The sequence below is a fragment of the Salegentibacter chungangensis genome (assembly GCF_042678405.1).
Taxonomy (GTDB): domain Bacteria; phylum Bacteroidota; class Bacteroidia; order Flavobacteriales; family Flavobacteriaceae; genus Salegentibacter_A; species Salegentibacter_A chungangensis.
Genome location: NZ_JBHTLI010000003.1, coordinates 257,939 through 270,841, shown reverse-complemented (window position 1 = coordinate 270,841; position 12,903 = coordinate 257,939). Strand labels below are relative to the sequence as shown.

Annotated in this window: 9 protein-coding genes; 7 read left to right on the top strand and 2 right to left on the bottom strand. The window is 41.3% G+C overall.

Annotated features, from left to right (window positions below; all coding sequences use genetic code 11):
• Positions 1-9 precede the first annotated feature (9 nt).
• Both ACFQ3Q_RS13815 and ACFQ3Q_RS13810 read right to left on the bottom strand, forming a co-directional pair.
• Positions 10-948, bottom strand: a complete 939-nt coding sequence (locus ACFQ3Q_RS13815) for a PorP/SprF family type IX secretion system membrane protein (protein ID WP_380746827.1) — start codon at positions 946-948, stop codon at positions 10-12.
• A 23-nt stretch (positions 949-971) separates the two neighbouring features.
• Positions 972-5,642 carry a gliding motility-associated C-terminal domain-containing protein gene (locus ACFQ3Q_RS13810; protein WP_380746825.1) on the bottom strand — a complete coding sequence of 1,557 codons (4,671 nt, stop codon included), beginning with the start codon at positions 5,640-5,642 and terminating at the stop codon, positions 972-974.
• Positions 5,643-5,846: 204 nt separating this feature from the next.
• Between ACFQ3Q_RS13810 and ACFQ3Q_RS13805 the strand changes: the two genes are divergently transcribed.
• The 7 genes from ACFQ3Q_RS13805 to ACFQ3Q_RS13775 all read left to right on the top strand — a co-directional run bounded on the left by ACFQ3Q_RS13805 (position 5,847) and on the right by ACFQ3Q_RS13775 (position 12,898).
• On the top strand, positions 5,847-6,725 hold the full coding sequence (locus ACFQ3Q_RS13805; RefSeq protein ID WP_380746823.1) for a tetratricopeptide repeat protein: 879 nt from the start codon (positions 5,847-5,849) through the stop codon (positions 6,723-6,725).
• A 60-nt stretch (positions 6,726-6,785) separates the two neighbouring features.
• Positions 6,786-8,138, top strand: coding sequence for a UDP-N-acetylmuramate--L-alanine ligase (locus ACFQ3Q_RS13800; RefSeq protein ID WP_380746822.1), 1,353 nt, complete (start codon positions 6,786-6,788; stop codon positions 8,136-8,138).
• Between the two features lie 79 nt (positions 8,139-8,217).
• Positions 8,218-8,919 carry a RadC family protein gene (gene radC, locus ACFQ3Q_RS13795; protein ID WP_380746820.1) on the top strand — a complete coding sequence of 234 codons (702 nt, stop codon included), beginning with the start codon at positions 8,218-8,220 and terminating at the stop codon, positions 8,917-8,919.
• A 10-nt stretch (positions 8,920-8,929) separates the two neighbouring features.
• Positions 8,930-10,219, top strand: coding sequence for a polysaccharide deacetylase family protein (locus tag ACFQ3Q_RS13790; RefSeq protein WP_380746819.1), 1,290 nt, complete (start codon positions 8,930-8,932; stop codon positions 10,217-10,219).
• Positions 10,206-10,895, top strand: a complete 690-nt coding sequence (locus ACFQ3Q_RS13785; protein ID WP_380746817.1) for a YjjG family noncanonical pyrimidine nucleotidase — start codon at positions 10,206-10,208, stop codon at positions 10,893-10,895. Before ACFQ3Q_RS13790 ends, ACFQ3Q_RS13785 begins: the two co-directional genes overlap by 14 nt.
• Before the next feature lie 48 nt (positions 10,896-10,943).
• Entirely contained in the window at positions 10,944-11,495 is a 552-nt protein-coding gene (locus ACFQ3Q_RS13780) for a hypothetical protein (RefSeq protein WP_380746816.1), read from the top strand.
• Positions 11,496-11,497: 2 nt separating this feature from the next.
• Positions 11,498-12,898, top strand: a complete 1,401-nt coding sequence (locus tag ACFQ3Q_RS13775) for a DUF5723 family protein (RefSeq protein ID WP_380746814.1) — start codon at positions 11,498-11,500, stop codon at positions 12,896-12,898.
• Positions 12,899-12,903: the final 5 nt, after the last annotated feature.

The following is a 12,903-nucleotide window of genomic DNA, read 5'->3' as shown; positions in this document are numbered from 1 at the left end:
ATGCTGTTTTTAGAAGAATCTTGGTGATTTATCATATCCTTTATTAAGCCCGAGTAGATCGAGGTCGAATAAAAGCATGATCTCGTGTGTTCCATCATTGTAATTGCTCAGGTTGCTTGTAGTGTAATCGTAAGCATACCCGACACGCAATTGCGGAGTGATCTTGAAGTTTACAAGCCCTGTTACTGATTCATCGAATCTGTAACCGATACCTGCTTCAAGACGATCGTACAATAATACGTTTGCAGTAACATCTACGGAAAGAGGTGCACCCTGAACTCCCCTGGCCATAAAGGCCGGTTTAAGCTTAAGGTTTTCATTAAGGTCGAACACATATCCACCGGTTAAGAAGTAATGGATGTTTTCTTCTCCAATTCCTCTTAATCCTTGTGAATTCTCAATGTGCTTAGAGGTGAACAGGTTTGGAGCAGACAACCCTAAATAGTAATTGTCGCTAAACCAGAAGGCACCTACCCCGAATACAGGAAACACTTCACTTACACTTTCTGCAGCCGGATCGTTGCCATCAGGAATTATAAGTCCTGAAGGGTCGGCATCATAAGTAGAAAGTCCCCCTTTAACACCAAAGGAAATTTTTGAGGTCTCACCTGCAGGAAGCACGTATGCAAAATCTGCGGTAATGTTATTTTCCTTTATGATATCACCTATCTCATCGTGAACAATACTGATACCTAGCTCTACTCTTTCGCTCACAGGAGTGTGGGCGAAGAAATTGGCGGTGCTTGGCGCACCTTCCATTCCTACCCACTGACTTCTGTAAATACCACCAAGGTTGAGTATTCCAGGATCATCTGTTGCATAACCGGGGTTAACCACGCTCATGTTGTACATGTATTGCGTAAACACCGGATCTTGCTGAGACATACCTTTAATAGAGAAAAGGATAATGCCTGTAAATATTAAATATTTTGTGATTGTTTTTTTCATTTCTGTTTAGTGTTTATCCTTTATTATCTACTTAAGTATACTTTACCTTGTTTAGCAGGAGTGCTTCCGTCGTTGAATTCAACAACCCAGAAGTATACTCCAACAGGAAGAACATCATCTCCAAGAGAACCTCCCTGGTTTGAAGTTCCGTCCCACTTAGGAGTGGAAGCGTTCCCTTTGTATACCAAGTTACCCCATCTGTTATAGACTTCAAGGTTATAGTTTGGATATTCGTTTTCGATATTATCGATTGAGTACACATCGTTCAGACCATCCCCGTTTGGTGTTATAACCTCAGGGAATACAAGAGGACATTGTTGTAGCTCTACCGTCACGGCCAGTCTTACAGAACTTTCACATCCTGTGTTGGCACTGGTTAAAGAAGCGTAGTAAGTAACACCATCTTCTAATTGAGTGTTCAGGCTAAGCTCCTCACCATCTTCTTCCGCATCGTACCAGGTGATATCACCAGATTCATTAATACCGTCATTAAGATCAGCAATGGTAGGTTCATCTGCTTCACAAAGCTCAAGAGCTGAATTATCTATGCTTGGAGCGTCGATGTCATCTATAGTTACGTTTACCATTGTGGCATCAGACTCACAACCTCCGTTAGTTTGAGTTACATAGTACTCTCCGGTCATAAGCTCGTCATCTGCTGCAACCATAGTGGTCATTTCAGCATCTGCATACCAGGTATAATCCTCGCCAGAAGGCATTAGGTCAGCTCCTGTTGCCATATCAACAGCACAGAAAGACTGGTCTGCAGCTTCCGGAGAAGCTGGTGCTTCATTTACGTTAATTGTAAAAGTTGATGTGTCATCTGCACACTCATTATCAGACTCTACTGTATAAGTTACAGTATAAGTGTCAACCTCAAAATCTGCAGGGTTCATCATTCCGTCAGTGATTACATCTCCATCAAGAGTGAATTCTCCCGTAGTATCTGCATCAACACTTAGGAAATCAAATAAGTTTACAGTGCCCTGATTTGTGCAAACATCAAGATCCATATCTTCGCCTGCTAATGGTGATTGCAGGATGGTTACATTTAATTCAGCTGAATCTGTACATTCACCAGTTCCTACAGTATAGGTGGTGTTATATTCTCCAACCCCGTCGCTTTGGTAGGCTTCAATTATTTCTGAAATTGAAGGAGTGAATGTACCGTCTCTAGCAACATCTTCATCAAGCATATCAAGATAGAAGTTTCTAACCGATGGTACATCCGGGAATAACATATCTACATCTGCACTACATACTGTTTGAGATTGATCTTCTCCGGCAACTCCTGATAAGTCATTTACCTGAATGGTAAATATAGATGAATCACTTCCGGTTACACAGGCGGTAGTTGGATCTACGGTGTATGTAACTGTGAATTCACCAGCTTCAGATGGATTGAACATTCCATTGTCTAATCCCTCAAAATATCCATCAGGATTGGCATTTTCAGGAAGATAGTCATAAAGATTTTGTTCGCTTTGGCCCAGGCAGAAAGTAACTTCAGTATCATCACCTGCATCAGCTTCTACAGTATCTTTTATGGTAACTGATATAGTTGCTGAGTCTTCGCATTCATCATTTGAAACAGTATATACTGTTTCAAAAGTACCAATAGGGTTACTGGCAAACTGAGTAGCCAAGGTCTCTAAAGATGGTTCAAAAGCTCCATCCTGAGGTACACCTTCGTCTAAAAGAGAATAGTATAGATCAATAGCATCCTGAGGACTGTTGATTAAATCCTGAGCTTCTGTAATGCAGTATTCCTGAGTGATATCAGAACCTGCATTAGGAGCTTCGTTTACTTCTATTATGAAACTTTCCGAATCTTCTCCGGTTACACAGGAAACATCTTCATTTACTACGTAAGTGAGGTCGTAAGATCCGGCACCTTCTTCAGAAGGGCTGAAGATACCATCTTCATATCCGGTAAAGATTCCATCCTGGCTAGCATCCTCGCTTAAAAGGCTATAGAGGTTGATGTCTTCGTCATTGGAGCAAACAACAACATCCTCAATTACCCCTGCATTTGCCGGTTGAGTTGCTATAATGCTTACTGTTAGTTCAGCAGAATCCTGGCAATCACCATCAGTTACTGTATAAGTTAGGGTGAAATCACCAAGGCCATCCTCATCATTTTGGTAATCATCTACCATCTGGGCTACAGATGGGTTAAAGGTTCCACCTCTTGAAACCCCTTTATCAAGTAAGCTTAAGTAGTACTTTCTTACTTCATCAATACTTGGGAAGGTGGCTTGAACATCACTTTCGCAAACTATGCCTGTGTTATCGCTACCTGCATTTGCAGCACCTTCGTTTACTTCTATAAAGAAAGTGGCCGAATCATTTCCGGTTACACATTCTGCACTTTCATCTACGGTATAAGTTACTTCGTAAGATCCAGCTCCTTCTGCCATCGGGTCAAAGATACCGTTTTCATATCCTTCAAATACCCCGTTTGGATTAGCATCTTCACTCAAGTAATTGTAGAGATTCTCCTCTCCATTACCAGTGCAAAAAGTTAAGTTTTGATCTTCTCCTGCGTTAGCTGGATCAGATTCAGTTATTCTAATCGTAAGTTCAGTTGAGTCCGTACAGTCTCCGTCTGCAACAGTATAGGTCACTGTGAAATCACCCAGGCCGTCTTCATCATTTTGGTATTGAGAGACGATTTGATCAATTGTTGGGTCGAACGTTCCGTTGGCTGGCACTCCGGAATCTAATAAACTTAAATAATAGTCTTCAACTGCATCAAGGCTAGGGAAAGTTGCTTGAACGTCACTTTCACAAACAATCCCCGTGTTGTCACTACCTGCGTTAGCAGCTCCTTCGTTTACTTCTATGAAGAATGTTGCAGAATCGCTACCTGTTACGCAAGCTTCAGTGCCGTCGACAGTGTACGTAACTTCATAGTTTCCGGCTCCTTCCGTCATAGGGTCGAAGGCTCCATTTTCGTAACCTTCAAAAACACCATTAGTATTGGCTCCTTCGCTCAAGTAATTGTAAAGATTCTCCTCACCGTTACCTGTACAAAAAGTCAGGTTTTGATCATCTCCTGCATTTGCAGGCTCAGGATCGTTTATTGTTAGAGAAAAATTAGTTACATCTTCACAATTCCCTGTGCCTGCTGAATAAGTTGTTTCATATACTCCAGCTGGGTTGTTTGGATCGAAAGTTGCGAAAAGGGATTCAAGACTTGGGTCGAATCCATCTAAATTATAATCTTCAGAGTTGAAGTCTTGAATAGAAGAAACTATATAATTAAAAGCCTCCATTTGAGACATTCCATCAAACTCAGTAGAACAGAATGTAAGAGCTAAATCTGTTCCTGTTCCGTTATTAACTTCAACTGTATATGTGGCATTGTCGCTTCCGGTTACACAAGCAGTGGAATCATCAACAACATAAGAAATATTATAGGTTCCTGCTCCTTCTTCAGACGGATTGAAGAGTCCATCTTCATATCCCTGAAAATATCCGTCAGGATTTGCATCGTCACTTAAGTAATCATATAAATTTTGTTCGCCTTCAGCAGAGCAAAAGCTCAAATCTACATCACTTCCCGCATCGGCCGCTACAAGAGGGACAATACTAATGGTTAATTCTGCTGAGTCCTGGCAGTCTCCTGAGCCAATTGTATAAGTTGTTGTGAAGTCCCCAAGACCGTCTGTATCATTTTGATATTGGGAAACGATTTGGTCAATTGTCGGGTTAAAGGTGCCATCAGCTGGTACTCCAGAATCTAAAAGGCTTAAATAATAATCTTCAACTGCATCATTACTAGGAAATGTATCCTGAACATCGGACTCACATACCGTCCCGGTGTTATCAGCACCAGCATCTGGACCTTGTTCTACATTTACTAATACAGCAGTTCTTTCTTCACTTTCACAAGGAGGAAAAACACTATTACGATCATTCACAACTTGTGATGCGTAATAAGTCTGCCCATCAATCAATTGAGTGTCGTCTGAAAGTGGTGAATTTGCAGTTTCAGATCTGTACCATCTGATATCCTGAGTGTTAGGGTAAGTTCCCTGAGCCTGAAGGTCTGCTACTGTTGCTCCTTCACAAAAAGTTTGTGGAGATGTAGCCGTTGGAGCATCAGGATCGTTAGGATCGTAACCTACTGCTGCCCTTGTAGAAGGACATCCTGATCCTACCTGTCCAACATAATAGCTATCTCCAGGTACTAGTTCGCCAGTGTAAGGAGTGGTCCCAAACTCTGTATCATAAACCTCTATGCTATATCCGCTAATAGGCTCAAAATAGCTGGCCAGGTCAGATGCTGAAAAATTAGTCGCTGAACAAGGGCTTATTGAAAAGCTGTTGCTATTAGGGAAAATAGTGTTGGTAGGTGTTGCTTCAGCATTAACTGTTGCAGTTACGGCTACCCTGTCACAGGTTCCCGATTCACCACCCACATAATAGGTTGTCCCATCAGTAAGTAGCTCATCTGCAGGAATAGGCTGTGTGTCATTCTGATTGTCGTCTGTCTGATAAACAGCGGTATTGGAACCATCCCTTTGGATGTCTCCAACTGTTTCTAAATAACAGAAAGTCTGAGAAGAAGATGTCCCGCTTTCTGTTGGGCATACTTCTTGCCCAAAAGAGGACAAGTTTCCGATTAAAAAAACAAAGGCAAAAAGGAACCAATTCGTTCCATTCTTACCTAAAGTAAAATTTTGCATAGGCTAGGTGTTAAATTCAATTATTAGTATTAGGTTTAAACTGATTTAGTGGCACAAATATTAAAATAATTTTTAATACTAAGGGTGTTAAAGTCTACTACTTTAACATTTATTAGCATTTTTGGCATGCATTTAAAATTTTAAAGGCAAAATGGGTGTAAGTATTTAATTTTCGGCTGCTTAAATTTAATAAAATTTTAATATATGTGTAAGATTTCCACGGTTTTTTGGATCATTTCCTCGATTTTTTGCCTGCATTGTGCCGCTCAAGGTGGTTTTGAACGAGCAGAAGAACTGCTTGAACATGGGGAAATAACTCGGGCTCGGTTGCTTTTTGAGGAGATAAACGACAAACCTGAGGCTCTTGAGAGGCTTGGTGATATAGCCAGTTTTGAGAAGAAATGGGATCTGGCTATTGGTTATTACGATAATCTCGTGGAAGAATATCCGGAATCGGCCAGGTATAACTTCAAACTTGGAGGCGCAATGGGGATGAAGGCTATGCAGGTGCCTAAGATACAAGCCGCATTAATGCTTGGTGATATCAAATTTCATTTAAATAAAGCCGCAGAATTGGATAAAACCAACCCCGAGGTTCGCAGGGCTCTTGTGGAATTCTATATGCAAATTCCAGGAATTGTTGGGGGGAGCCGGGAAGTGGCTGAAGATTTTGCGCGGCAGCTCAAAGACATTAATCCCATAGATTATTACCTTGCTAAGGCATATATCTATAAAACAGACGGCGAGGCGGAAGCTGCGCGGAATATGGTGAAAAATGCTATTCTGTTGGCATCAGAAGATAAAAGCCTTATTCGCAGAAATTACCTTTATTATGAACTTGGAACTTTGGGGAGTAAGTATAATCTGTATCCGGAAATGTCAATCGCTTTTTTGGAGAAATATATCCAGAACTATGGATATAAAGACCTAAAATCTCCCGATTGGGCCAGATACCGAATAGCGCGAATAAAGGCAGATCAAGACCGGAAAGGTGAGGCTTTGGCACTTATTGAGCAAGTGCTTCAGAATAACCCGGATTTTGAAGAAGCAAAGCGGGAAAAAGAGCGAATCTTAAAACTTTAACTTGTCTTTTGCAGGACTTGTCTTCGATTTCAAATAAGTATATTTGCCAAAAATTAGTTTATGAATCTTCACTTTATTGCAATTGGGGGGAGTGCTATGCACGCTCTGGCTATTGCCCTTCATGATAAATCATATCAAATAACAGGAAGCGATGATGCCATTTACGGGACTTCCAAAGCTGCTCTCGAAAATAAGGGGCTTCTCCCTGAAAAAATGGGATGGTTTCCCGAGAAGATCACGACAGGCCTTGATGCTGTGATCCTTGGGATGCACGCACGAGAAGATAATCCTGAACTTCTACGAGCAAAAGAACTTGGCATTAAGGTGTATTCATATCCTGAATTTTTATTTGAGCAGGCTAAGCAAAAGACAAGAGTAGTTATTGCCGGATCCCACGGAAAGACTACAATAACATCAATGATCCTTCACGTAATGCAGTATCACGAAAAAGAAGTAGACTTTATGGTTGGTGCTCCTCTGGAAGGATTTGATAATATGGTGCATCTTACAGAAGAAAATGACTTTATCGTGATCGAAGGGGACGAGTATTTGTCTTCCGCCATAGACAGAAGACCTAAATTTCACCTTTATGAACCGAATATTGCGTTCCTGAGCGGAATTGCTTGGGATCATATTAATGTTTTTCCGAGTTATGATAACTATGTTCAGCAATTTGAAAAATTTGTAAGCTCCATAGTAAACGGCGGGATATTGGTTTATAATGAGGAAGATCCCGAAGTGAAAAGGATTGCTGAAGAAACCTCGAATCCCATCAGGAAACATGCTTACCATACTCCGGAATATCACGTTCAGGATGAAATGTGCATTCTGGATACTCCTGAAGGGGAGTTGCCGCTTGAGATCTTTGGAAAGCACAATTTGAATAATCTTGCCGGAGCAAAGTGGATTTGCCAGCACATGGGAATCGATGAAGATGATTTTTATGAAGCTATTGCGACCTTTAAAGGTGCTGCCAAGAGACTTGAAAAAATTGCAGAAACCAGTTCGGCTGTGATCTTTAAGGATTTTGCCCACAGTCCATCTAAGGTAAAAGCAACTACAGCTGCGGTGAAGGAACAATTTCCAGATAGAAAAGTGATCGCCTGTCTTGAGCTTCACACCTACAGTAGTTTGAATGCTCAGTTTTTGAAGCAGTATGAGAATGCTCTGGATTTTGCAGATGAAGCTTTGGTGTTTTATTCACCAGAGGCAGTAAGTCAGAAAAAACTGGAAAAAGTATCTGCAGAGGTGATCTCTGATGCATTTCAAAAGGAAGGGCTTCGGGTCTTTACAGACCCCGCGGAGCTCAAACAAAGCCTGGAGGCGACAGATCTTTCAAATTCAGCCTTACTGCTAATGAGCAGCGGGAATTACGGAGGGCTGGATCTTGACGAGGTGAAAACCTGGATATAATCCTTCACGAAATAAATATCTTTCTGAAAACCAGTTTGTTTTAAAATATAAAGAATACATTCTTTATATTTATTGAACGATGGAGAAAGAAGAAAATCAGCGGTTTAGTATACGCCAGTGGGCGGAGGACGACCGTCCACGGGAGAAATTGCTTCAGAAAGGGAAACTAAGCCTTAGTGATTCTGAACTCATTGCTATTCTCATTGGTTCCGGAAGTCGAAATGAAAGCGCGGTGGAGCTAAGTAAGCGAATTCTTTCTTACACCAGGAACAATCTTAGCGAACTTGGAAAGCTCTCCGTAAATCAACTTTGTAACTTTAAGGGGATTGGGAGTGCTAAGGCCGTTAGTATTATTGCGGCGCTTGAACTGGGAAGAAGGCGGAGAATTGAAGAAGCGTTAGAACAAAAGAAGATAAGTTCCAGTGCCAGTGTTTTTGAACTGATGCAGCCCGTGATAGGGGAATTGCCTCATGAAGAGTTCTGGATCCTATATCTTAATAACTCTAATAAGGTGATAGATCAGTTTCAACTAAGCAAGGGTGGGATAACCGGTACACTGGTAGATGTGAGGCTTACGCTTAAGAAAGCCCTGGAGCTGGGAGCCACTTCCATTATTCTGGCTCATAACCATCCATCCGGAAATCTCAACGCCAGCGAAGCCGATAAACAACTTACCAAAAAGCTGAAGACTGCTTCCGAAAGTCTGGACATTAAAGTTCTGGACCACATTATTGTAACTGAAAAATCATATTTTAGCTTTGCCGACGAAGGTATTCTTTAAAAAACGATGAATGTTACTGATCTATACCCAAAAAGTTACTCCGCGTATTGTCTATACCTTTAAACATATCTGCAGTAATATCCTGGGGATTTCGGTGAAATTCAGTACTAAGATCGAAGAGTTTATTGCGCACGACGGGATGAAGATGTCTTATGGCAAGCAGCCCTTGGGGAATGAGCTTTTCGTGCAGAAGGTAGATCTGCTTATGGAACAGGGTTTTTCAGAAGTAGAGATCAAAGTGCAGCCCTGGGGTAATAGTTTTTGCTTTTTTCCGCTTCCGGAAACAAGTGCTTTACCTTTCGATATATTTGCTGCTTCATTTTATTTGCTAAGTCGCTACGAAGAATATCTGCCTCACGTGAAAGATGAGGCAGGGAGATTCCCTGCTGCTGAAAGTCTCGCGTACCAGGAAGGTTTCTTACAGTCTCCGGTGGTCGATGTCTGGGCATACAAATTTAAGGAAGTGCTCGAGGAACGCTTCCCTGAAATTGAAGTGGGGAAGAGATCTTTTTCTTCCCGCGCTGTTATTGCAGTGGAGCACGTTTTTGGATATAGGAATAAAGGATTTATAAGAAGTTTCCTGGGAATGCATATTGATATGTTCCATTTGCATTTTGGGAAAGTGTTTGACAGAATAAGGGTACTCTTTCGTTTGAAGAAAGATCCCTTTAATGTATTTGAGGACCTCATTGAAATCATAAAATCTTACAATTTAAAGATGTTGTTTATGTTTCAGTTAAGTGACTTTACGGTTCACGACAGGAACATCAACCATAACCGGATGCCTTACAGGTCGGTGATAAAATATGTTGCAGATTATGCCAAAGTAGGTCTTCTTCTGGGGTATTATGCTTTAGATGATTTCAGAATTCTTCGCAGAGAGAAGCTTAGAATGGAAGATATCATTCACAGTCCTCTGGAGTATGTGATGAATACTAAATACGATCTGAATCTTCCGGATTGTTATAATAACCTTAATGAACTTGAGATCAATCACGACTACTCGATGGGGTATCCTCATACCCCGGGATTCAGGGCGGGTACCTGTACTCCTTTTTTATTCTATGATATAAATATGGAGGTAACCACTCCGCTGATGGTACATCCTTATGCGTTTAATTCAGCGGCTGCAGATATTCTTAGCCTGGAAGATGTTCAGCGGCTGTTAGGGAATATGATGCAGGAAGTGAAAGGACTTGGAGGTCACTTTAATGCGGTCTTCAAGAACCAGGATTTCTCAGAGTATTTTGATAAGGAACTGAATTATTCGTTTTTAAAACAGATCTATGAAATTGAATAATATAGAGCACGTTTATTTTGACCTGGACCATACCCTTTGGGATTTTGACAGGAATTCTTCGCTGGCGTTTCAGAAGATTTTCGAGCTGCATAAAATGGAGGTAGAGCTTAATGATTTTCTTGAGGTTTATATGCCGGTAAATTTTAGATACTGGGAATTGTACCGTGATAATAAGGTGAGCAAGGAAGCTCTTAGGTATGGAAGGCTTAAGGAGAGTTTCAATCTGCTTGAAATGGATACCACAGATGAGGTGATCGATCTGTTGGCCAAGGACTATATAAAATACCTTCCGGTGAACAACCATTTGCTGGATGGGACCAAAGAAGTGCTGGATTATTTAAAGCCGAAGTATAAACTCCACATTATTACCAACGGGTTTCAGGAAGTTCAGCATACCAAAATGAGTAATTCAGGGATACTGGAATATTTTGAGACCATAACCACTTCCGAAGAAGCCGGCGTTAAAAAACCACACGCCCTTATTTTTGAAAAGGCGCTTGGAAAGTCAAAAGCAAATGCTTCAAACAGCGTTATGATTGGAGATAATTATGAGGCCGATATTCAGGGAGCCAAAGATTTCGGCTTACATTCCATATTTTTCGACTATCACAATAAACCGGAGCCTATCGATGAAATTCGTATAAAAACGTTAAATGAAATTACAAGCTACCTCTAGTAATAAACTTTTGTTAATTTCGTTAGGCTAGTCTAAGAGAAATAATTAATGAAAGGATTCGGGCTTACATGCAGGTTTCTTGGTTTTTGCGCATTAACCTTATTAATGGTTTCCTGCGTTAAAGATGTAGACCTGGGCCAGGGTAAGGAAATTCAGCTTACCCCCGATATTCAGACCGACCTCCTTATTTATACTGTTGAAAAAAAGGATCTTATAGATTCTGAAAACGGAGAGATAAAACAGGCTATAAGAGATACCGTTCGCCTGGAATTTCTTGATGACGATTATATTCAGAATGATCTTTTTTCAGCTGAATTATATTTCAGTAATACCAATACTTTTTCCCAGGCCTTTACAACCCGAATCAGCTTCCTTTCCGAAAGCGGCGCTGAACAATTCAGCGTGAATTATGATATCCCTGCCGGAACAGAGGCCAGTCCTTCTTCGGCAGAGGCACTGGAGGTGGTAGAAGAAGACAGGATTCATTTACTTCGAAATTCAATTAAAATGGTCGTGGAGTTGCAAATGCAATCTGCTCCCGGTAATCTTGAAGGTCAGCTTGATTTTGATTCGACCGGATTATTCAAGTTTGAATTTTAGATATGAGGTACTGGATTGCGGTTATTTTTACTTGTTTTCTTACAGGTGCCTCGGCTCAGCATAAACCCCTGCTGTATAATGTAGACAACCTTCCGCAAACCTTAAGGGGTAACCCCGGGGCACAGATCAAATTTAATAGTCATATCGGGATCCCATTTTTTTCTCAGATAAGCCTTAGTGCCGGTTCCAGCGGAGTCACTCTTTTCGATATTTTTAATGACGAGAACGATAATGTGAATCTGAGGGTTCGGGAGGCGATAAGGAATATGACCTTTAAAGACCATTTTTCTGTTAATGAACAGTGGGAAATTGCTTCATTGGGCTGGCGCCTTGATAACCGAAGCTATCTTTCAGCCGGAATTTACCAGGAACTTGACGCCTTTTCTTACTTTCCTAAAGATTTGGCGCTTTTAATGAACGAAGGAAACAGTAATTATATTAACCAGAGTTTCGATTTTTCTCAGGTAGCCTTCACCGCCGAGGTGATGACCGTGTATCATATTGGCCTTAATTTTAGGTGGGATAATGACCTTACCGTGGGGGGGAGGGTGAAATTCTATTCCGGGATCTTTAATGTGGAGAGCACGGGAAATACGGGGGAATTTGTTACTGTGGAAACACCTGAAGGCCCAAATGTCTACAGGCATTTTGCCCGAAATATCGATGTGCTTATTCAAACTTCGGGATTTGCTTCTCTTAAGAATGAAGAAGGGATGAGTGTACAGGAAGCTACCGCCGATCTTTTAGGCAGGTCTTTCTTCGGTGGGAATCTTGGAATTGGAGTGGACCTTGGCTTTACTTATGAGGTTAATGAGCAGTTTAAGGTCACCGGTGCTGTCAGGGATCTTGGGGTGATGTTTCAGCAGCAGGATGTGGAGAGCTACCATTACTATGGAGATTATCAAACAGATGGCCTGGAGCCGCTTTTCCCTGAGCTTGATGAGAATGATGAGGCCATCCCGTATTGGGACATTTTTGAAGATGAGGTGAATGCCAATCTTAGGGATGATACCTTTAATAAACCTTACCGTACCTGGCGACCTTTCAAATTAGTTGCTTCGGCCGAATATGGATTTGGGAGAAAACTTTTTCCGTGTAATTACAGGCTGGTAAGCAAGCTCAGGTATAGTAATCTTGCAGGAATGCAGTTGTCTTCGGTAAACCGGCCTCAGGGGATGGTCTATGCAATGACGGCCTATTACGATCGTAAGATCTCGGAAAAGCAGCGGGTAAGACTGGCCTATACCTTAGATGATTATTCGTTCAAGAATATCGGGCTAATGTACACATCAACCTTTAATAAATTTAATGTGTATCTTGCAGCTAACAACCTGCTGGCTCTACCTAACCTGGCAAAGGCGAACAGCTTTTCAATGCAGTTGGGAATGCAGTTAATTTTTTAAACTCT